This window comes from Streptococcus mitis (genome assembly GCF_001074635.1).
In the GTDB taxonomy this organism is placed as follows: Bacteria; Bacillota; Bacilli; order Lactobacillales; family Streptococcaceae; genus Streptococcus; species Streptococcus mitis_E.
The window spans coordinates 1-22,963 of the sequence record NZ_JUQO01000107.1 but is presented as its reverse complement, the minus strand read 5'-3'; the positions used below and the strand labels follow the sequence as shown (position 1 = coordinate 22,963).

Sequence of the window (22,963 nt, the reverse complement as noted above, 5' to 3'; positions counted from 1 at the left end):
GAGGAAAAAATGGTAGATAAAAAAGAAACAACCAGTCAATTCTTGCAGAATCGTATAAAAAAATTCTCCCGTGTGGAGAAGGCTTTTTATCTTTCCATTGCGTTTACAGCTCTCGTTTTGGCGCTGAGTATTATCTTTATGCAGACTCGACTCCTACAAGTACAGAATGATCTGACAAAAATCAATGCGCAGATAGAGGAGAAGAAGACAGAGCTCGATGATGCCAAACAAGAGGTAAATGAATTGTTGAGGGCAGAACGCTTGAAAGAAATCGCAAATTCTAAGGACTTAAAATTGAATAACGAGAATATTCGATCAGCGGAGTAAGATATGAAGTGGACAAAAAGAATAACCCGATTTGCGATTAGAAACCGTAAATCTCCAGCGGAAAACCGTAAAATAGTTGGAAAGTACATCAGCTTGTTAGCTGTCGTACTTTTCGCTGTCTTTTTGGTCAATTTTGCTGTTATTATCGGGAGTGGTAGTAAATTTGGAACGGATCTAGTAAAAGAGGCTAAGAAAGTTCACCAAATAACTCGTACAGTCCCTGCCAAACGTGGGACTATTTATGACCGTAATGGAGTTCCGATTGCTGAGGACGCAACTTCCTATAATGTATATGCTGTTATTGATAAAAAATACAAATCAGCAACGGGTAAAATTCTTTATGTAGAAGATGCCCAGTTTAATAAGGTAGCAGAGGTTTTCCATAAGTATCTGGATATGGACGAGGCTTATGTTAAAGAACAATTGTCTCAACCGAATCTGACCCAAGTTTCTTTTGGTGCAAAAGGGAATGGAATTACCTATGCCAATATGATGGCTATTAAAAAGGATTTGAAAGACGCTAGTGTTGAAGGAATTGACTTTACAACTAGCCCTAACAGAAGCTATCCAAATGGACAATTCGCTTCTAGTTTTATTGGTTTAGCTCAACTCCATGAAAATGAAGATGGAAGTAAGAGTTTGCTGGGAACTTCTGGGATGGAGAGTTCCTTGAATAGTATTCTTGCAGGGAAAGATGGTATTATTACTTATGAAAAGGATCGTCTGGGTAATATTGTACCCGGAACGGAACAAGTTTCCCAACAAACGGTAGATGGCAAGGATGTGTATACAACGATTTCCAGCACCCTTCAGTCCTTCATGGAGACCCAGATGAATGCCTTTCAAGAAAAAGTAAAAGGCAAGTATATGACGGCTACCTTGGTTAGTGCTAAAACGGGGGAAATTCTTGCAACAACGCAACGGCCGACCTTTGATGCAGATACTAAGGAAGGATTGACCAAGGACTTTGTTTGGCGTGATATCCTCTATCAAAGTAACTATGAGCCAGGGTCAACCATGAAGGTCATGACGCTCGCTGCTGCTATTGACAATAACACTTTCCCAGGAGGAGAAGTTTTCAATAGTAGTGAGTTAAAAGTAGCAGATGTTACTATTCGAGATTGGGACGTCAATGAAGGATTGACTGGTGGCAGAATGATGACCTTTTCTCAAGGGTTCGCTCTCTCAAGTAACGTTGGGATGACCCTTCTTGAGCAAAAGATGGGAGATGCTACCTGGCTTGATTATCTAAATCGCTTTAAATTTGGTGTTCCGACTCGTTTTGGCTTGACGGATGAATATGCAGGCCAACTTCCAGCTGACAATATCGTAAATATTGCTCAGAGTTCATTTGGACAAGGGATTTCAGTGACCCAGACGCAAATGATTCGTGCCTTCACAGCTATTGCCAATGATGGAGTTATGCTAGAACCTAAATTTATCAGTGCCTTGTATGACCCAAATGACCAATCTGTTCGGAAATCTCAAAAAGAGATTGTAGGAAATCCTGTTTCCAAAGATGCAGCCAGTCTAACTCGAACCAACATGGTTTTGGTAGGAACAGATCCAGTTTATGGAACCATGCATAACCACAGCACAGGCAAGCCAACTGTAACTGTTCCTGGTCAAAATGTTGCCCTCAAGTCCGGTACAGCCCAGATTGCCGATGAGAAAAATGGAGGTTACTTAGTTGGTACGACCAATTACATTTTTTCGGCTGTATCGATGAACCCTGCTGAAAATCCTGATTTTATCCTCTATGTGACGGTTCAACAGCCTGAGCATTATTCAGGTATCCAGTTGGGAGAATTTGCCAATCCTATCTTGGAAAGAGCGGTGGCTATGAAAGATTCCCTTAACCTGCAATCTACCGCTAAAACGTTAGATCAGGTAACCAATCAAAGCGCTTATGCCATGCCTAGCATCAAGGATATTTCACCCGGTGATTTGGCGGAAGCCTTACGTCGCAATATTGTGCAACCAATCGTTGTAGGAACAGGAACAAAGATTAAAGAATCATCTGTAGAAGAAGGGACAGATCTTGCACCTAACCAGCAAGTTCTCCTCTTATCTGATAAAGCAGAGGAAGTTCCAGATATGTATGGTTGGACAAAAGCAACCGCAGAAGCTTTTTCTAAGTGGTTAAATATAGAACTCGTATTTGAAGGTTCAGGCTCTACTGTGCAAAAGCAAGATGTTCGTGCTAATACAGCTATCAAAAACATTAAAAAAATTAAATTAACTTTAGGAGACTAATATGTTTATTTCCATCAGTGCTGGAATTGTGACATTTTTACTAACTTTAGTAGGAATTCCAGCCTTTATCCAATTTTATAGAAAGGCGCAAATTACAGGCCAGCAGATGCATGAGGATGTCAAACAGCATCAGGCAAAAGCTGGGACGCCAACTATGGGGGGACTTGTTTTCCTCATTGCTGCAGTTGTAGTGAGTTTCCTTCTTGCTCTTTTTTCAAAACAATTGACCAATAATGTGGGAATGATTTTGTTCATCTTGGTCCTTTATGGACTTGTCGGATTTTTAGATGACTTTCTCAAGGTCTTTCGTAAAATCAATGAGGGGCTGAATCCTAAGCAGAAATTGGCTCTTCAGCTTTTAGGTGGGGTCGTCTTCTACCTTTTCTATGAGCGCGGTGGAGATATGCTTTCTGTCTTTGGTTACCAAGTGCATCTAGGGATTTTCTATATTGTCTTCGCTCTTTTCTGGCTAGTCGGTTTTTCAAACGCAGTAAACTTGACAGACGGTATTGACGGTTTAGCTAGTATTTCCGTTGTGATTAGTTTGTCTGCCTATGGAGTTATTGCCTATGTCCAAGGTCAGATGGATATTCTTCTAGTGATTCTTTCCATGGTTGGTGGTTTGCTTGGTTTCTTTGTCTTTAACCATAAGCCTGCTAAAGTCTTTATGGGAGATGTGGGAAGTTTGGCTCTCGGTGGAATGCTGGCAGCTATTTCAATGGCTCTCCACCAAGAATGGACTCTCTTGATTATCGGAATTGTTTATGTCTTTGAAACAACCTCAGTCATGATGCAAGTAAGTTATTTCAAACTGACAGGTGGTAAACGTATTTTCCGTATGACGCCTGTGCATCACCATTTTGAACTTGGAGGATTTTCTGGTAAAGGAAATCCTTGGAGCGAGTGGAAGGTTGACTTCTTCTTTTGGGGAGTGGGGCTTCTAGCAAGTCTCCTGACCCTAGCAATTTTATATTTGATGTAAGAATGGCACCCTGATGTTTCAGGGTGTTTTTGCTTTTTAAAAAATATTGGTCAATCAAAGTCAAAATCCTTGACCTTTTCTGACTAATGTAGTATATTATGAACGTAAGGTAAATGAAAGCCTTACTCGAACGCTTATACTCAATGAAAATCAACGAGCAAACTAGGAAGTGCTCAAAACACTGTTTTGAGGTTACAGATAGAACTGACGTGGTTTGAAGAGATTTTCGAAGAGTATAAAAAACATTGGTCAATCAAAGTCAAAACCCTTGACCTTTTCTGACCAATGTAGTATATTATGAACGTAAGGTAAATGAAAGCCTTACTCGAACACTTATACTCAATGAAAATCAACGAGCAAACTAGGAAGCTAGACGCAGGTTGCTCAAAACACTGTTTTGAGGTTGCAGATAGAGCTGACGTGGTTTGAAGAGATTTTCGAAGAGTATTATTTAAAGTAAAATAGAAAGAGGTGGGGTCTATGTTTAATCTAGAAATCTTCAGAAGTAAAGATAGTCTACTCCTGCTTGAAAAAGAAAAACCAGAAATAGTATGTAGAGTAGCGATTTAGCTAATCTAAATTTTTTAAAACAAAGGTCAAAGATAGTCAATATCAGTGATAATAAATAACAAAAAGAGGTACAGAGTATGAACAACAACTTTAATAATTTTAACAACATGGATGATTTATTTAACCAATTGATGGGTGGTATGCGAGGATATAGTTCTGAAAATCGTCGCTACTTGATTAATGGACGTGAAGTCACACCTGAGGAATTTGCTCACTATCGTGCAACGGGTCAATTGCCAGGAAATGTAGAAGTTGATGGCCGAATGCCACAACAGGCTTCAAGTATGAAACAAGACGGTGTCCTTGCTAAACTAGGTCGAAACTTGACAGCAGAAGCTCGCGAGGGCAAGTTGGATCCTGTTATCGGACGAAACAAGGAAATTCAAGAAACGTCTGAAATTCTTTCACGCCGTACCAAGAACAATCCTGTTTTGGTCGGAGATGCAGGTGTTGGTAAGACAGCGGTTGTTGAAGGGCTAGCACAAGCGATTGTGAACGGAGATGTCCCAGCCGCTATTAAGAACAAGGAAATTATTTCAATTGACATCTCAGGTCTTGAGGCTGGTACTCAATACCGTGGTAGCTTTGAAGAAAACGTGCAAAACTTAGTCAATGAAGTGAAAGAAGCAGGGAATATTATTCTCTTCTTTGATGAAATTCACCAAATCCTCGGTGCTGGTAGCACTGGTGGAGATAGTGGATCTAAGGGACTTGCAGACATTCTTAAGCCAGCCCTCTCTCGTGGAGAATTGACAGTGATTGGGGCAACGACTCAAGATGAATACCGTAACACCATCTTGAAGAATGCAGCTCTTGCTCGTCGTTTCAACGAAGTCAAGGTCAATGCTCCTTCAGCAGAGGATACTTTTAAAATCCTTCAAGGAATTCGTGATCTCTATCAACAACACCACAATGTCATTTTGCCAGACGAGGTCTTGAAAGCAGCAGTGGATTATTCTGTTCAATACATTCCTCAACGTAGCTTGCCAGATAAGGCTATCGACCTTGTGGACGTAACGGCAGCCCACTTGGCAGCTCAGCATCCTGTAACAGATGTGCATGCTGTTGAACGTGAAATAGAGGCAGAAAAAGACAAGCAAGAAAAAGCTGTTGAGGCAGAAGATTTTGAGGCGGCTCTAAACTATAAAACACGCATCGCAGAATTGGAAAAGAAAATCGAAAACCACACAGAAGATATGAAAGTGACTGCAAGTGTCAACGATGTGGCTGAGTCTGTAGAACGAATGACGGGTATTCCAGTGTCACAAATGGGAGCATCAGATATCGAACGTTTGAAAGATATGGCTCATCGCTTGCAAGATAAGGTAATCGGCCAAGATAAGGCAGTTGAAGCTGTAGCCCGTGCCATCCGTCGTAACCGTGCTGGTTTTGATGAAGGTAATCGCCCAATCGGTAGCTTCCTCTTTGTAGGACCCACTGGGGTTGGTAAGACGGAACTTGCTAAACAATTGGCACTGGATATGTTTGGAACCAAGGATGCGATCATCCGTTTGGATATGTCTGAATACAGTGATCGAACAGCCGTTTCTAAGCTAATTGGTACAACAGCAGGATATGTGGGTTATGATGACAATAGCAATACCTTAACAGAACGTGTTCGTCGCAATCCATACTCTATCATTCTCTTGGATGAAATTGAAAAAGCTGATCCTCAAGTCATTACCCTTCTCCTCCAAGTTTTGGATGATGGTCGTTTGACAGATGGTCAAGGGAATACAGTAAACTTTAAAAACACTGTCATTATTGCGACTTCAAATGCTGGATTTGGCTATGAAGCCAACTTGACAGAAGATGCGGATAAACCAGAGTTGATGGACCGTTTGAAACCATTCTTCCGTCCAGAATTCCTCAACCGCTTTAATGCAGTTATCGAGTTCTCACACTTGACGAAGGAAGATCTTTCTAAGATTGTGGACTTGATGTTGGCTGAAGTCAACCAAACCTTGGCTAAGAAAGACATTGATTTGGTAGTCAGTCAAGTGGCTAAGGACTATATTACAGAAGAAGGCTATGATGAAGTCATGGGTGTTCGTCCGCTCCGTCGTGTGGTTGAACAAGAAATTCGGGATAAGGTGACAGACTTCCACTTGGATCACCTAGATGCCAAACATTTGGAAGCAGACATGGAAGATGGCATTTTAGTTATTCGTGAAAAAGCCTAAGACAAAATTTTGAGAATAAAAAGAAGAGACTGGATAAAAGATTTTGGATTTTATACTCAATAAAAACAAAATAAGAATTAGAGAGTGACTCCATTATAGAAATTTCAATTTTTGAGAATAATGGGCATAAATAGATAAAACAAAAAAGCGAATAAAACAGAATTCTGATTTTCAGAAAACTAGTTTATTCGTTTTTTTATTTACGCTTATCTATCTTGGCTTAATTCAAGTATTTCCATCACCTTATGAACAATCATCTTATGCTGTGGGTGTTTCTGAATCTTCAATAACAGTTCCATCATTTCTGTATCTTGTGGCACAGAATGTAGAATATCTCCCATAGCTTTAACCTCTGTGATAAGTCTCGCTATTTATCTTATAGGTTAAGGGGACATATTTTTATTTACTTTAGTTAAAAATAATTTAAAAAAGATTAACTAAAGTATATTTATTTGTGGTATAATTAGGGTAGTGTTTAACAATATTTTAAACATAAATATAAAACAGGAGGCTTTTTATGAATAAAAAGAAAATATTGGGAGTTATATTATTGTCTATTCTTTTTGTGTTGGCTGGTTGTAGCAAGAAAGAATTAAGTAAAATTGAAATGCTTGAGGGAAGCTATAATACAGATTTAGGACTTATAACCATAGATAAAGATAAAAAACTAGTTGGTTTTGAGGGGGTTGGTTATATACGTTTCAAAGAAGATGTTGATAAAATGAAAAAGGAAAGTCTATCAGACTATTTTGGTGCTGGTGCTACTAAAAATGAATTAAAAGAAAATGAAGCTGTTGTTGAAATTTCCAAGTCATCTAATGAAAAATCTGTTTATGAAATATCATGGTCTGATAGTGATAAGACAAAAAAAGTTGACACCATAACTATAAATAATACCTTTAAAAAAACTTCTAAATCCGCTTTTACAGAACACGTTTATAAAAAGTATTCAGGAGTTAGAATACAAAATAAATAATGTTAGTACAGTTAGGAAAGGCTAAGAGGTTATTTCAATTTCTTTTAGTAGTGATGTTCTTGTTTTTGCTGTCAGGCTGTAGAAGTTCTCTAAACCGTATTGAAATTGGAGATGAAATCTATTTTTGGACTGTAGAACAGAATTTAGATACTGAAGAATTTGAATCTGTTAAGGTTACAGGGATAGTCTCACAGGTAGTTGAATATGAAGATTATTATATAGTGAGACTACAAGGAGATATAAGACCTTACCAGATAGATAAAGACAAATTTCACTGATAAAAGGTAAAGTATGAATAAAGGAAAAATTTTAAAGATAACTGAAAACACAGTGTACATAGGTTATGAAGATGGAAGTTTAAAGGAAATTTCCATTGAATCTTGTGATTTTGAGCCTAGAATGGGTGATTATGTAGAAGTTTATGGTGATATTGCTATAAAAGTTGAAGGTAGTAATGAAAGTAGCCCAGTTAAAAAGCATAAATCTAGAAAAAGTAAGATAAAACCTCTTTTAATAGCTCTTGTAGTTATTGTTTTGTCGGTTAGTGCATATTTTATAATTAATAAAGTAATTACATCACAGAATATCTCTAGTTCCTCTAAGTCCTCTATGTCTTCATCTAAGAATAGTTCTAGCTCTTCATCTCAAGAAAGTAGCTCTAGTTCCACAAAATCTAGAACTATTCCGTCAGTAGAATATAAAGATGTAGATATGGATAAAACAAAATATAAGCCATTAACTAGCTATGATGAATGGGTTCATGATGAGCTTCCTCGTTATATGAAAATACGAATTAGAGGAGAAGTTGGTCAAGTTGCTGATGACCCAGGTGGTATTATAGTAAGGTTGATTTTAACTGAACTGGGTGAAAATTATGGTAAAATAGTTTCTATTCTTATTCCTACTAAATATATATCTAGAACTATAGTATATGGCGATACATTAACATTTTACGGAGAGACTAATGGTACAGGAAATTATCAGTATCAGGAGGGCTTTATCACATTACCTATTATGATTGCTTACATGTATGAAAATTAGGAGAGATTATGAATACATATAAAGTTATTAAAATCGAAGGAACTCTAATCTATTTAGGTAAAGATGACGGAACTTTGCTAAAAGTTGAACAGACTTCTTTTAATTTTGTACCACAACTAGGGGATATAGTAGAGGTATATCAATCTGAAGGAACCTATATCATAACTAAAAAGTCTAGTGAAGTTCCCACAGAACAGAAAAAAGAAGAAAAAGGATTTCTGACAGTTAGAAATATTAAGCTTTATGCATGGCTTGGAGTTTTTGCTATATTGGTATGGCACCCTGTTTTTGCTGTTATCCCTTCAGTAATGTATCGCCTTCTAAAAGAAAAAGGAGAGAAAGATAGTGCTACTTTGATATTAGGAGCAACAATATTTGCTATACTCCTATCAATAATCGTTAGAGTACTTCTAACGTTCTGATAAGAGGTAACACGTTTTTTAAGAAAATAGATAAGCACTGGATACTCAGATTCAGTGCTTTCTTTTTTTGTTTTTTAATCGACCTCTTCAACAAAGAAAAAACATTCTAAAATTACAATCTATACCTCATTCCTTATCTGAATAACGTAACAGTCTACGATTGGATAGATTTAGGATAAATTACACTTTAGGTGCTTTTTATTTTACACTATCTATCTTGGCTTAATTCAAGTATTTCCATCACCTTATGAACAATCCTCTTATGTTGAGGGTGTTTTTGAATCTTCAATAACAGTTCCATCATCTCAGTATCTTGTGGCACAGAATAAGGTAAGAAAAAATCACTCAATGAAACTTCTAAAGCATCAACAATCTTCACAAAAGTTTCCAAAGAGATATTTCTGTGACTATTCTCTATTTGACTGATATAAGGAACACTTAGATTTGTTCTTTCTGCTAATTCTTGCTGTGTAATCTTCTTTGAAACTCGTAAGTCTCGTATCTGATTACTTATATTTTCTAATATATCATCCATTCCTTCACCCTCTATGTTAAATCTACTATCTATCTTATAGATTAAACAATCAGGTTTACATTCTCTATGATTTAATATTTGTCAAAAACATATTCTATTGTTAAAGTTTGTGTGATATAATTATAACTATTAGGAAATATTTCTTTTATTTCATTAAATAAAGTTAAATATCAGGAGGTTATATATGCTTAAAAAGTTTAAGGAATTGAGCAAAGAACAAAAGATTATAGGTAGTATTGTACTATTGCTTATCCTCATTTTGTTCTTCACACTATTAACTAGCGGTAGCACTAAACACTCACAAGTTAAAACTAAGGCTAATGATTCTGTCAAACAGTCTTCACAAGTTAAACAGTCTAGTTCTTCTTCCTCTACTTCATCATCCAGCTCTTCTTCCAGCACATCTACTACAAGCTCTAGCTCAACTGAAGATAGTATAATAGATACGACAGCCGAAGAGATTAGAGACATGGAGAATGATGGCAGATTAAAGACTGGTCAACTATACCGCTTCACAGCAGAACTAACACGCCAAAAGTTTTGGGAAGCATACGTAGGACACTTTAAAGCTCTGGATACATACCATACTATTTGGGTAAAAGCTAGTAATGCTCCTATGACTGGTGTACAAGTACAAATTAAGAAATCTATGATTGAGGGATGGCAAGAAGGAGCAATCGTTACTTTCACAATCAAAATCATGGAAGACTCTGAAAAATTTCAATTCTGGGTTGCTACTGATGCCACACTTATCACGACTCCCACAGAAGAATAGCACACAGAAAATGTAACACAAGAAATTGATACACAGGCAATACTAAAAGGCAACTTCTCTAGTATAGCTGCTACTTGGAGGAATGAGTTAGGACATGAAATAGTGTTTAATAAGACTGGTTTAGTAAAAGGAGGACAGATAAATAGGGGAGGAATATCAACTGATGGAGTTATAGGATTTGATGTAAGGAGTGGGCCTACAGGTTACGGAATAGATATTTATCCAATTGGTATTACTATAAAGTGGGTTGATTCTGATTTAAGCAAAAATAGAATCATAGGTGGACAAAATGCTCCAGATAAATTCGAACAAGTTTTTTATAAAACAGACTAAATCAAAATTAATCTTGATTGAAAATAATGGCATAAAAGAGGATTAGATGAAGTGGTTTAGATTTGTTTAGTTCCTATTTAGAAAATCTTCCTACAATAAAACGCATAATATCAAGATTTTTAACACTTGATACTATGCGTTTTTCTGGTTTTGAAGCCTTTTTTGCCTAGCCTCTTTTTTACGTTTAAATCACATGACGCTCAAAGGCATCATCTGAAATCCCTTGTTCTAGAATAAGTTTTGCCCATTCTTTAGCAGAAAAGAGGCTGTGATCCTTGTAGTTACCGCAAGATTCGATGGTTGTTCCAGGGACATCTTCCCAAGTAGTAGTCTCAGCGATTTCCTTGAGCGAATCCTTGATAACAGCTGCGATTTCAGCACTGGTGTGGCGCCCCCACATAATCATATGGAAGCCTGTACGGCAACCAAATGGTGAACAGTCAATCATGCCGTCGATGCGGGTACGGATGAGTTTAGCCAATAGGTGCTCGATAGTGTGAAGGCCAGCAGTAGGGATCGAGTCTTCATTTGGTTGTACCAAGCGAATATCATAATTGGAGATGATGTCTCCTTTTGGCCCTGTTTCTTCCCCAATCAAGCGGACATAGGGTGCTTTAACAATAGTGTGGTCAAGTTCAAAACTTTCAACAATAACTTCTTTTGACATGGTAAATCCTTTCAGTTTTCTCTTTTCATTATAACATAAAGCCGGCTCTTGAGACAGAGAGAAAACCTCTCCGAGAGTGGAGAGGTTCAAATCTTTACTTACGATACAAGCGGTCGTATTGGTAGTAAGGGTCAAAGGTTACGTTGATACCCAGTTTACGAAGGACATTCTTGTCTTCATCAGTCAAGATGATGGTTGAGTGGGCTTCGCTTCCTTTGAGGTTGCCAAGCTCTTCCATAGCATGAGCGGCATCAGGATTTTCTGTAGCTGTAATGGCAAGAGCAATCAGAATTTCATTAGAATGAAGGCGTGGATTGCGACTACCGAGATGATCGATTTTAAGACCTTGGATCGGTTTGACAACTTCGGGCTCGATTAATTTTACTTCTTTAGCGATGTCAGCTGATTTCTTGATGGCGTTGATAAGAGCAGCGGCTGTTGGGCCGAAGAGCTCTGAGTTCTTACCAGTGACAATTTCCCCACTTGGCAATTCAAGAGCTAGGGCTGGTCCGCCAGTTTTTTCTGCCTTTTGACGCGCAACAACAGCAACCTTACGGTCTGCAGGTGTGATGCCGAGGTCGTTCATAAGCAACTCAATTTTCTTGACGGCAGCTTCGCCAACTTTTTCGGCTTTAAAATCAAGAACAGTCTGATAGTAGCGACGGATGATTTCTTGTTTAGAGGCTTCAATAGCCGCTTCATTGTCTGTAATAGCGAAACCAACCATGTTGACACCCATATCTGTCGGAGAAGCGTATGGAGATTTACCAAGGATACGTTCTAACATGCGCTTGAGCACTGGGAAAATCTCGATATCACGGTTGTAGTTGACAGTGGTTTCTCCGTAGGTTTGGAGATGGAAGGGGTCAATCATGTTGACATCATCAAGGTCAGCTGTGGCAGCCTCGTAGGCCAAATTGACTGGATGATGAAGGGGAAGATTCCAAACTGGGAAGGTTTCAAATTTAGCGTAGCCAGACTTGATACCATTGATTTGGTCGTGGTACATATTGGACATACAAGTTGCCAATTTTCCAGAACCAGGTCCAGGAGCGGTTACGACGATCAAGTTGCGACTAGTTTTGATGTAGTCATTTTTTCCCATGCCTTCTGGAGAAATGATGTGATCCATATCCGTCGGATATCCTTTGATTGGATAATGAAGATAAGAATCAATTCCGTTTTTCTCAAGTTGATTGCGGAAGGCATCTGCAGCGGGTTGGCCAGCGTACTGTGTAATGACCACTGAGCCAACAAAAATCCCTAATTCATTGAATTTATCAATCAAACGAAGAACTTCTTGGTCATAAGAAATGCCCAAGTCACCACGTGCTTTGGAATGCTCGATATTGCTAGCATTAATAGCAATCACAACCTCAACCTGCTCTTTCAATTCTTGTAAGAGCTTGATTTTATTGTCAGGCTCATAACCAGGAAGGACACGAGCGGCGTGGAAATCTTCTAACATTTTGCCACCAAACTCCAAGTAGAGCTTGCCGTCAAATTGATTAATGCGCTCCAAGATATGGTCGCGTTGAAGATTCAAATATTGTTCAGAACTAAAAGCTTGTTTTTTCATTTTTTTACCTCTGACCTCTATTATAATAAAAAATTGGAAGTTAGGAAACTATGGAGTTAAAAAAGGAATCAAAAAGATTAGGCAAGCGCTTGCATAAAACTCTGAAAAGCGCTATCATAGACTATAGATTATTAAAATAATGAGGTAAGAAGATGCAAGAAAAATGGTGGCATAATGCCGTAGTCTATCAAGTCTATCCTAAGAGCTTTATGGATAGCAACGGAGATGGAATTGGGGATTTGCCAGGAATTACCAGTAAGTTAGACTATCTAGCTAAGTTAGGGATTACAGCGATATGGCTTTCTCCCGTTTATGACAGCCCGATGGATGATAATGGATATGATATTGCTGATTATCAAGCGATTGCAGCTATTTTCGGAACTATGGAGGATATGGACCAACTGATTGCGGAAGCTAAGAAGCGTGACATTCGTATCATCATGGACTTGGTGGTCAATCATACCTCAGATGAACATGCTTGGTTTGTCGAGGCCTGTGAAAATCCTGACAGTCCTGAGCGAGACTACTATATCTGGCGCGATGAGTCCAACGACCTAGATTCTATCTTTAGCGGATCTGCTTGGGAATACGATGAAAAGTCAGGTCAATACTATCTCCACTTTTTCAGTAAGAAACAGCCCGATCTCAACTGGGAAAATGAAAAGCTTCGCCAGAAAATTTATGAGATGATGAACTTCTGGATTGATAAAGGCATCGGTGGTTTCCGTATGGATGTTATTGACATGATTGGGAAAATTCCTGACGAGAAAGTAGTCAATAATGGTCCTATGCTCCACCCTTATCTCAAGGAGATGAATCAGGCGACCTTTGGAGATCAGGATCTCTTGACAGTAGGGGAGACTTGGGGAGCAACTCCAGAGATTGCCAAACTCTACTCTGATCCAAAGGGCCAAGAATTGTCTATGGTCTTCCAGTTTGAACATATATGTCTTCAGTATCAGGAAGGTCAGCCTAAATGGCACTATCAAAAAGAACTGAATATTGCTAAGTTAAAAGAGATTTTCAACAAATGGCAAACAGAATTAGGAGTTGAGGACGGCTGGAATTCCCTCTTCTGGAACAACCATGACCTTCCTCGTATCGTCTCAATCTGGGGAAATGACCAAGAATACCGCGAAAAATCTGCCAAAGCCTTTGCCATCTTGCTTCATCTCATGAGAGGGACTCCTTATATCTACCAAGGTGAGGAAATTGGGATGACCAACTATCCGTTTGAAACGCTGGACCAAGTAGAAGATATTGAATCTCTCAACTATGCGCGTGAAGCTCTTGAAAAAGGTGTTCCGATGGAAGAAATCATGGACAGTATCCGTGTCATTGGACGTGACAATGCCCGTACTCCAATGCAATGGGATGAGAGCAAAAACGCTGGTTTCTCGACAGGTCAGCCTTGGTTGGCAGTCAATCCAAGCTATCAAGCAATCAACGTTCAGAAAGCGCTGGCAAATCCAGAATCTATTTTCTATACTTATCAGAAACTGGTTCAAATCCGTAAGGAGAATAGCTGGCTGATTCGAGCTGACTTTGAACTCTTGGAAACAACTGACAAGGTCTTCGCCTATATCCGTAAAGATGGGGACCGTCGTTTCCTAGTTGTGGCTAACTTGTCCAATGAAGAGCAAGACTTGACCGTAGAAGGAAGTGTTAAGTCGGTCTTGATTGAAAACACCGTGGCTCAAGAAGTTTTTGAAAAACAAATCTTGGCTCCATGGGATGCTTTCTGTGTGGAATTGACTGACTAAAATGAGAGAGATTGGGCAAAAACTCGGCTTCAGAAGAAAATGAAGTAAATCTTCCCACAATAAAATGCATAGTACCAAGGTTTCAAGACTGTACTGACCCCAAAAGTTAGATTTTTCTGTCTAACTTTTGGGTTGCAGTACAGACCTGGTATTATACGTTTTTTATTTTAAAGACTTTTTGCCCAGCTTCTTTTTGCTAAAAGTTGTGTAAAAACTCTTTTAAAAACATTTGTTAGAATTTTCTAACAAATCCTACAAGAACTCTTGCATTTATAAAAAAATAGAGTATAATAGTGAAAATACTATTTTGAAGGAGATTATTTATGCAATCGAAAAAGTGGCTCTTAGGAGCAGGAGTGACCTTGAGTACAGCCATTCTTTTAACAGCTTGTGGGAAAAGTGAAAAGAATGCAGATGCTCCCAAAACATTTTCTTATGTTTATGCCGTTGATCCATCATCCTTGGATTATAGCGTTACAAGTAAAAGTTCAACTTCTGACGTAATAGGTAATGTCGTCGACGGTCTTTTAGAGAATGATAAATATGGGAATCTCATTCCTTCTCTAGCAGAGGATTGGTCAGTTTCTAAAGATGGCTTGACTTATACCTACAAACTTCGTAAAGGTGTGAAGTGGTATACTTCAGAAGGAGAAGAGTATGCGGAAGTTAAGGCTCAGGATTTTGTCACAGGTCTGAAACATGCAGCAGACGGGAAGTCCGATGGTCTTTCTTTGGTTGAGAAATCTATCAAAGGATTGGAGGCTTATGTTAGTGGTGAGACAAACGATTTCTCAACTGTAGGTGTGAAAGCTCTTGATGATTATACAGTAGAATATACGCTTAATAAACCGGAAAGTTTTTGGAATTCAAAAATAACCACTGCAACGATGCTTCCAGTTAATGAAGAATTTTTGAATGCAACAGGTAAGGATTACGGAGCGCCAACTCCATCAAGTATTCTTTACAATGGTCCATATTTTTTGAAGTCCTTGATTTCTAAATCTGTGATTGAATATGAAAAAAATCCTAACTATTGGGATAAGGAAAATGTCAAAATTGATAATGTAAAATTAACATTCTATGATGGATCAGACCAAGAATCCTTAATTCGTAGCTTTACACAAGGTGCCTATACAACTGCTCGTCTCTTTCCAGCAAGCTCAAACTTTGAATCAACTAAAAAGGAATACGGTGATAAGATTGTCTATAGTCCACAAGAGGCAACAAGTTATTATCTTACCGTTAACGTAAATCGCCAATCCTATAATAAAACAGCTAAAACAGATGAATCACAAAAAACATCAACAAAAGAAGCTCTTCTCAATAAGAACTTCCGTCAGGCTCTTAATTTTGCATTTAATCGCCACGCCTATACAGCTCAATTAAATGGTGAAGAAGGTGCGGATAAGATTATTCGTAATAGTCTAGTGCCAGATAACTATGTTCAAGTAGCTGGGAAGACTTTCGGACAGCTGGCTCAGGATGAACTGCTGAAATATGGAGAGCAATGGAAAGATGTGACTCTCACAGATGGCAAAGATACAATTTACAATCCAACAAAGGCCAAGTCTACATTTGAAAAAGCGAAAACAGAATTGCAATCTAAGGGAGTAAGTTTCCCGATTCATTTGGATGTACCAGTAGAACAGACAGATGTAGTTGCAGTTCAGCAGACAAATTCATTAAAACAATCGATTGAAGAAACATTGGGAACTGAGAATGTAATTATAGATGTTCTTCAAATGACAGATAATGAGAAGGAAAGTATTACTTCTCAAGCTAAAGTTCCAACCCAAAAAGATTATGATTTGAACGGAACAGGTTGGGGACCAGATTACCAAGATCCAGCAACCTATCTCAATATTTTAGATGCTAAGAAGGGTTCTGCCTTGAAACATCTAGGTATAACAAAGGGCAAGGATCCTGAAGTTGTGGCGAAAGTTGGCTTGGATGAATACAAGAAGCTCTTGGATGATGCGGCTTCTGAGACAAGTAATCTTGATAAACGATACGAAAAGTATGCCAAAGCACAGGCTTGGGTTACTGATAGTTCACTTCTTATTCCAGTTGCTTCTTCAGGGGGCTCTCCTATGGTTAGTCGTACTGTTCCATTTACCAAAGCTTATTCACAGGTCGGTATTAAGGGGGATCCATTTATTTTTAAAGGAATGGAACTTCAAAATGATATCGTGACAACTAAAGAGTATGATGCGGCCTTCAAAAAGTGGCAAAAGGAAAAACTGGAATCGAATGCTCAGTATCAAAAGGATTTAGAAAAGCACATAGAATAATGTGAATGAGAATCTTGCTTTCGTTAGGTTATCAGTTAATTCATTGATATTTAAATGATAAATCGCATAAAAACAAGGGCTGACTGTATGAAAGACAGAAATCCTTTGTTTTTTTATGACTAAAGTTTATAAATTTTCATTCTCGAAATTCAATTAACTTTACAAATTCCCACTATTTTGGTAAAATAAATATATGTTATAAAAACTAACATAAAGGAGAAAGAAGATGACTACAAAAAAGCGTGTCCTTAGTGCAGGCCTGACTTTTGCAGCTGCCTTGCTTTTAGCCGCTTGCGGACAATCAGGTTCAGATACAAAGACTTACTCATCAACCTTTAGTGGAAATCCAACTACATTTAACTATTTGTTAGACTACTACGCTGATAATACAGCTATTATTACTAACCTAGTTGATGGTTTGCTTGAAAATGACAACCACGGAAACCTAGTTCCGTCTTTGGCAGAAGACTGGTCTGTTTCAAGCGACGGTCTGACTTATACCTACAAATTGAGAAAAGATGCCAAATGGTTCACGGCTGACGGTGAAGAGTACGCGCCAGTCAAGGCACAAGATTTTGTGACAGGTATCAAGTACGCAGTGGATAATAAATCCCAGGCTATTGACTTGATTCAAAACTCGATCAAGGGCTTGAATGATTATATTACAGGAGCAGATTCTGACTTTTCTAAGGTTGGAGTCAAAGCAATTGACGACCAGACTGTTGAGTATACTTTGGCACGCCCAGAACCTTACTGGAACTCAAAAACAACCAACAGTATTCTTTTCCCAGTGAATGAAGAGTTTTTAAACTCAAAAGGCAAAGATTTTGGTACCCTATCTCCAGATAGCATTCTCTACAGCGGACCTTATTTGTTAAAAGATTTCACATCAAAATCATCAATCGAGTATGTGAAGAATCCGCATTACTATGATCATGACAAAGTATCGATTGAACACGTAAAATTGGCTTACTTTGATGGTTCAGACCAAGAATTGACCATCCGTAACTTTGAAAGTGGAGCTTATTCTATCGCTGGGGTTTATCCAAATAGTTCTAACTTTGCTAAGACCAAAGAGAAATATAAGGATAATATCGTCTATAGCTTGCAGGACAAGACTTCTTGGTATTTCAATTTCAACGTCAACCGTAAGGCCTACAATCACACTGCTAAAACGACAGATGAGCAGAAGAAGTCAACTGAGACAGCTGTCTTGAACAAAAACTTCCGCCAAGCAGTGAACTTTGCCTTGGACCGCACAGCCTATTCTGCTCAGTCAAATGGGGAAGAAGCAGCTAGCAAGACTCTTCGTAACACCCTAGTGCCTCCAACATTTGTCCAAGTTGGAGACAAGACCTTTGGAGAAGTAGTTGCTTCTAAATTGGTCAACTATGGCACAGAATGGTCAGATATTAACTTGGCAGATGCTCAGGATGCTTATTTCAACAAAGAAAAAGCCCAAGCAAAATTTGCGGAAGCTAAAAAAGAATTGGCAAGTCAAGGTGTGACTTTCCCAATTCACTTGGATGTTGCAGTTGATCAGACTAGTAAAAATGCTGTGACAGGTATGAACTCTGTTAAGCAGACCCTTGAGTCAGTTTTGGGTGCTGATAACATTGTCATTGATGTTCAACAACTTTCAACGGATGATTTTAATAATGTAGCCTTCTTAGCGCCAACGCCAGCTGATCGAGACTACGATTTGAACTTTGATGGCTGGGTAGGTGACTACCAAGATCCGTCAACTTATCTTAATCCTTTCAATGCAGAGGATGGATTCTATCTCAAGATTTTTGGTTTAGATGCTCAGGAAGATAAAGCTAAGATTGCTAGCTTGGGACTCGATACTTACACCAAGATGCTCAAAGATGCAGATAGCGAAAATAAAGATGTAGCCAAACGCTATGAAAAATATGCTGAAGCACAGGCTTGGATGATTGACAATTCTCTGATTATGTCAGCTATGTCAAGTGGTGGAACAGCATCTGTAACCAAAGTAACGCCATTTACAAGAGGCTATTCACTGGTCGGTATCAAGGGTGATGGCAATAACTACAAGTATATGAAATTGCAAAAAGATACTGTGACAACCAAACAGTATGAAGAAGCCAAGGCTAAATGGGAGCAAGAAAGCAAAAAAGCAATTGAAAAAGCTCAAAAAGAAGCAGAAAATCATGTTAAATAATGAGAAATAGCCTTTAAGGAGAATCATAAAGACAAACATCAGTTTTGGTGCTTGTCTTTTTAAATCACTCGGCTATTGAAAACTGAGAAATGATTTGTTTTGTGCTAAAATAGATTGAAACGAATACTCAATAAAAATCAAAGAGTAACTGGGAAGTTAGCTGAAAGTACAGCTTTGAGGTGGTAGATAGAACTGACGAAGTCAGCTCAAAATACTGTTTTGAGGTTGCAGATGGACGCTGACGTGGTTTGAAGAGATTTTCGAAGAGTATAAGATTCTCTCTTTTACTATAGTTAAGGAGATGAGAGGTAAATGATAAGGGAGAGACTATGTACGACTATCTAATCGTTGGTGCTGGTTTGTCGGGAGCAATTTTTGCTTATGAGGCGACTAAGCGTGGAAAAAAAGTAAAAGTTATTGATAAACGTGACCACATTGGTGGAAATATCTACTGTGAGAATGTAGAAGGAATCAACGTTCACAAATATGGTGCTCATATCTTCCATACTTCTAATAAAAAAGTGTGGGATTATGTTAATCAATTTGCTGAATTTAACAACTACATCAATTCGCCTGTAGCTAATTACAAGGGTAGCCTTTATAATCTACCTTTCAATATGAATACTTTCTATGCTATGTGGGGGACAAAAACTCCTCAAGAAGTCAAAGATAAGATTGCTGAGCAAACGGCTCACATGAAGGACGTTGAACCTAAAAACTTGGAAGAACAGGCTATCAAGTTGATCGGTCCAGATATTTATGAAAAGTTGATTAAAGGATACACTGAAAAGCAATGGGGACGTTCTGCGACTGACCTTCCACCGTTTATCATCAAACGTCTACCAGTTCGTTTGACTTTTGATAATAACTACTTTAATGACCGTTACCAAGGAATTCCAATCGGTGGCTATAATGTCATTATCGAAAATATGTTGAAGGATGTGGAAGTAGAACTTGGAGTTGACTTTTTTGCCAATCGTGAGAAATTAGAAGCTTCTGCTGAAAAGGTTGTCTTTACAGGTATGATTGACCAATACTTCGATTATAAACATGGTGAGTTAGAATACCGTAGTCTTCGTTTTGAGCATGAAGTTCTCGATGAAGAAAACTATCAAGGAAACGCAGTTGTAAACTATACGGAACGAGAAATTCCTTATACTCGTATTATTGAGCATAAACACTTTGAGTATGGTACACAGGAGAAAACGGTTATTACTCGTGAATACCCAACAGATTGGAAACGTGGTGATGAGCCTTATTATCCAATCAATGATGAGAGAAACAATGCTATATTTGCCAAATATCAGGAAGAAGCGGCAACAAATGATAAGGTTATTTTCTGTGGTCGTTTAGCAGATTATAAATACTATGACATGCATGTGGTCATCGAACGGGTCCTGAATGTTGTAGAGGAAGAGTTGGGATATTAATGCAAGGATTCTGTCATTTTAGAATTTTTGCTACTTAAGATTTTTAGAAGTAAAGCGAACAAGATTGTTTTCTATCGGTCAGAAGAGAATCTATGTTAGCTTTTTGTTTTATGTAGATGACCAATTTATACTTATGTAAAATCAAAGAACATCTTTTGTTGGCAGTTTGCTCAAGAAATATCGTAGCCCAAGTATGTACTTTAAAATTCAACAGTTCTTATAAGTATTCTTGTATTCTAGGGAATCGATGCTAGAGTTTTTGCTAAAAATCTATAATATATATTCTTAAAAAAGGAGAATTTCGGCTCTTTTTGATTTTAAATAAGTATAAAACAGAATACTATTTGATATATAGAGATAGTATCAATAAGTCCTTTGTTATGTGAATTAGTTAAGAACTATTTAACATTATTCATATTTTCGCAGAGTTGTTGTTTAAAAAATAAGTTTCTAAAATTCAGAAAATTGTATTGACAGGACTTGAAAAAGGGTCTATAATGAATAAAAAAACAAAGGAGAAGACTATGAAAACAAGAAAAGTATTGGCTCTTGCGGGAGTGACTTTATTAGCAGCGGGTGTTTTAGCTGCTTGTTCAGGGGGCTCAGGCGCTAAAGGTGAACAGACCTTTGCATTTACCTACGAGACCCACCCAGATAATCTCAACTATTTGACAACTGGTAAGGCAGCGACTGCTGACATTACTAGTAATGTGATTGATGGATTGCTTGAAAATGATAAATATGGGAACCTTATTCCCTCAATGGCAGAGGACTGGTCAGTTTCTAAGGATGGCTTGACTTATACTTATAAGATTCGTCAGGATGCCAAGTGGTATACATCTGAGGGGGAAGAGTATGCTCCTGTTAAGGCTCAGGACTTTGTGACAGGTCTTAAATATGCGACAGATAAGAAATCTGAAGCTCTTTACTTGGTACAGGATTCAATCAAAGGACTAGATGCCTATGCTAAAGGGGAAATTAAAGATTTTTCTCAAGTCGGAATTAAAGCGATTGACGATCAAACAGTCCAATACACTTTGAACAAGCCTGAAAGTTTTTGGAATTCTAAAACAACTATGGGTGTCTTAGCACCAGTTAATGAAGAGTTTTTGAACTCAAAAGGGGATGATTTTGCCAAAGCAACAGATCCAAGTAGTATCTTGTATAATGGTCCTTATTTGTTGAAATCCATTGTAACCAAATCTACTGTTGAATTTGCGAAAAATCCGAACTACTGGGATAAAGACAATGTCCATATTGACAAGGTCAAATTGTCATTCTGGGATGGTCAAGATACTAGTAAACCTGCAGAAAACTTTAAAGACGGTAGCCTTACAGCAGCTCGTCTCTATCCAACAAGTGCAAGTTTTGCAGAACTTGAGAAAGAGATGAAGGACAATATTGTCTATACGCAACAAGACTCTACGACTTATGTAGTAGGAACAAACATCGACCGTCAGTCCTATAAATATACTTCAAAGACTAGTGAAGAACAAAAGACTTCAACTAAAAAGGCTTTGTTAAACAAGGATTTCCGTCAGGCTATTGCCTTTGGATTTGACCGTACAGCTTATGCTTCTCAGCTAAATGGACAAACTGGAGCAAGCAAAATCTTACGTAATATCTTTGTTCCACCAACATTTGTTCAAGCAGATGGTAAAAACTTTGGCGATATGGTCAAAGAAAAATTGGTGACTTACGGGGATGAATGGAAGGATGTGAACCTTGCTGATGCTCAAGACGGTCTGTACAATCCTGAAAAAGCTAAAGCAGAATTTGCTAAGGCTAAGACTGCTCTTCAGGCAGAAGGAGTACAATTCCCAATTCATTTGGATATGCCAGTTGACCAGACAGCAACTACAAAAGTTCAGCGCGTCCAATCTATGAAACAATCCTTGGAAGCGACTTTAGGAATTGATAATGTGGTTATTGATATTCAACAATTGCAAAAAGATGATTTATTGAATGTTACTTTATTTGCAGAAACTGCTGCTGGTGAGGATTGGGATCTTTCTGATAACGTTGGATGGGGACCAGACTTCTCAGACCCATCAACTTACCTTGATATCATCAAACCATCTGTAGGAGAAAATACAAGAACTTACCTAGGATTTGATTCAGGAAAAGACAATGAGGCGGCTAAGAAGGTTGGTCTCAATGATTATGATAAAATGGTCAATGAAGCAGGGGAAGAAACTACAGATGTTACAAAACGTTATAACAAGTATGCCGAAGCTCAAGCATGGTTGACAGATAGTGCACTAGTCATTCCAACGACATCTCGTACAGGTCGTCCAATCTTGTCTAAGATGGTACCATTTACGATACCGTTTGCACTGGCAGGAAACAAGGGGACAAGCGAACCGCTCCGATACAAATACTTGGAACTTCAAGACAAGGCAGTTACTGCAGATGAATATCAAAAAGCTCAAGATAAATGGATGAAAGAAAAAGAAGAGTCCAATAAAAAAGCGCAAGAAGAACTTGCAAAACATGTGAAATAAAGGTAAAGGAGTTGGTTTGCAGCCGACTCTTTTATACTCTTCGAAAATCTATTCAAACCATGTCAGCTTCCATCTGCAACCTCAAAACACTGTTTTGAGCAACCTGCGGCTAGCTTCCTAGTTTGCTCTTTGATTTTCATTGAG

17 protein-coding genes and 1 pseudogene are annotated in these 22,963 nt (G+C 38.2%); 15 read left to right on the top strand and 3 right to left on the bottom strand.

Translation table 11 applies throughout. The features are described from left to right. Positions 1 to 9 precede the first annotated feature (9 nt). The 7 genes from ftsL to ADI58_RS04510 all read left to right on the top strand — a co-directional run bounded on the left by ftsL (position 10) and on the right by ADI58_RS04510 (position 8,757). A complete protein-coding gene (gene ftsL / locus ADI58_RS04545; protein WP_000227822.1) occupies positions 10 to 327 on the top strand; it encodes a cell division protein FtsL in 318 nt (105 codons plus the stop codon). 3 nt (positions 328 to 330) lie between these two features. Beyond that, complete coding sequence (gene pbp2x, locus ADI58_RS04540) at positions 331 to 2,583, top strand: penicillin-binding protein PBP2X (protein ID WP_049521627.1); 2,253 nt, start codon at positions 331 to 333, stop codon at positions 2,581 to 2,583. Position 2,584: 1 nt separating this feature from the next. Beyond that, a complete protein-coding gene (gene mraY, locus ADI58_RS04535) occupies positions 2,585 to 3,565 on the top strand; it encodes a phospho-N-acetylmuramoyl-pentapeptide-transferase (protein ID WP_049521626.1) in 981 nt (326 codons plus the stop codon). A gap of 647 nt (positions 3,566 to 4,212) precedes the next feature. Further along, entirely contained in the window at positions 4,213 to 6,318 is a 2,106-nt protein-coding gene (locus ADI58_RS04530; protein WP_049521625.1) for an ATP-dependent Clp protease ATP-binding subunit, read from the top strand. Positions 6,319 to 6,835: 517 nt separating this feature from the next. Then, positions 6,836 to 7,294: a hypothetical protein gene (locus tag ADI58_RS04525; RefSeq protein ID WP_049521624.1), complete on the top strand. Its 459-nt coding sequence runs from the start codon at positions 6,836 to 6,838 to the stop codon at positions 7,292 to 7,294. Positions 7,295 to 7,585: 291 nt separating this feature from the next. Continuing rightward, the gene (locus tag ADI58_RS04515; RefSeq protein ID WP_049521622.1) at positions 7,586 to 8,335 is read left to right on the top strand and encodes a hypothetical protein; all 750 of its coding nucleotides are present in this window, start codon (positions 7,586 to 7,588) and stop codon (positions 8,333 to 8,335) included. Between the two features lie 8 nt (positions 8,336 to 8,343). Then, positions 8,344 to 8,757 carry a hypothetical protein gene (locus tag ADI58_RS04510; protein ID WP_049521621.1) on the top strand — a complete coding sequence of 138 codons (414 nt, stop codon included), beginning with the start codon at positions 8,344 to 8,346 and terminating at the stop codon, positions 8,755 to 8,757. A 208-nt stretch (positions 8,758 to 8,965) separates the two neighbouring features. Here ADI58_RS04510 and ADI58_RS04505 read toward each other — a convergent pair whose 3' ends face one another. Next, positions 8,966 to 9,292: a helix-turn-helix domain-containing protein gene (locus ADI58_RS04505; RefSeq protein WP_049521620.1), complete on the bottom strand. Its 327-nt coding sequence runs from the start codon at positions 9,290 to 9,292 to the stop codon at positions 8,966 to 8,968. A 184-nt stretch (positions 9,293 to 9,476) separates the two neighbouring features. On the opposite strand from ADI58_RS04505, the gene ADI58_RS11535 reads away from it, so the two are divergent. From ADI58_RS11535 to ADI58_RS11315, 3 genes and pseudogenes are all read left to right on the top strand, one after another. Next, entirely contained in the window at positions 9,477 to 10,067 is a 591-nt protein-coding gene (locus ADI58_RS11535; protein WP_053092662.1) for a hypothetical protein, read from the top strand. Between the two features lie 24 nt (positions 10,068 to 10,091). Continuing rightward, a pseudogene (locus ADI58_RS11705) lies at positions 10,092 to 10,139 on the top strand (hypothetical protein); the annotation flags it as partial. 30 nt (positions 10,140 to 10,169) lie between these two features. Then, positions 10,170 to 10,400, top strand: coding sequence for a hypothetical protein (locus ADI58_RS11315; protein ID WP_053092661.1), 231 nt, complete (start codon positions 10,170 to 10,172; stop codon positions 10,398 to 10,400). 184 nt (positions 10,401 to 10,584) lie between these two features. On the opposite strand, the gene ADI58_RS04495 is transcribed toward ADI58_RS11315, so the two are convergent. After that, complete coding sequence (locus ADI58_RS04495; RefSeq protein ID WP_000032547.1) at positions 10,585 to 11,067, bottom strand: S-ribosylhomocysteine lyase; 483 nt, start codon at positions 11,065 to 11,067, stop codon at positions 10,585 to 10,587. Between the two features lie 94 nt (positions 11,068 to 11,161). Then, entirely contained in the window at positions 11,162 to 12,646 is a 1,485-nt protein-coding gene (locus tag ADI58_RS04490; protein ID WP_049521619.1) for a DUF1846 domain-containing protein, read from the bottom strand. Positions 12,647 to 12,798: 152 nt separating this feature from the next. On the opposite strand from ADI58_RS04490, the gene ADI58_RS04485 reads away from it, so the two are divergent. The 5 genes from ADI58_RS04485 (at position 12,799) to ADI58_RS04465 (ending at position 22,819) form a co-directional block, all read left to right on the top strand. Continuing rightward, the gene (locus tag ADI58_RS04485; RefSeq protein WP_049521618.1) at positions 12,799 to 14,409 is read left to right on the top strand and encodes a glycoside hydrolase family 13 protein; all 1,611 of its coding nucleotides are present in this window, start codon (positions 12,799 to 12,801) and stop codon (positions 14,407 to 14,409) included. Positions 14,410 to 14,732: 323 nt separating this feature from the next. Continuing rightward, entirely contained in the window at positions 14,733 to 16,700 is a 1,968-nt protein-coding gene (locus ADI58_RS04480; RefSeq protein ID WP_049521617.1) for a peptide ABC transporter substrate-binding protein, read from the top strand. A gap of 226 nt (positions 16,701 to 16,926) precedes the next feature. Next, positions 16,927 to 18,885, top strand: a complete 1,959-nt coding sequence (locus ADI58_RS04475; protein WP_049521616.1) for a peptide ABC transporter substrate-binding protein — start codon at positions 16,927 to 16,929, stop codon at positions 18,883 to 18,885. Positions 18,886 to 19,214: 329 nt separating this feature from the next. Further along, the gene (glf, locus tag ADI58_RS04470; protein ID WP_049521615.1) at positions 19,215 to 20,315 is read left to right on the top strand and encodes a UDP-galactopyranose mutase; all 1,101 of its coding nucleotides are present in this window, start codon (positions 19,215 to 19,217) and stop codon (positions 20,313 to 20,315) included. A 524-nt stretch (positions 20,316 to 20,839) separates the two neighbouring features. Continuing rightward, positions 20,840 to 22,819, top strand: coding sequence for a peptide ABC transporter substrate-binding protein (locus ADI58_RS04465; protein ID WP_049521614.1), 1,980 nt, complete (start codon positions 20,840 to 20,842; stop codon positions 22,817 to 22,819). Positions 22,820 to 22,963 lie beyond the last annotated feature (144 nt).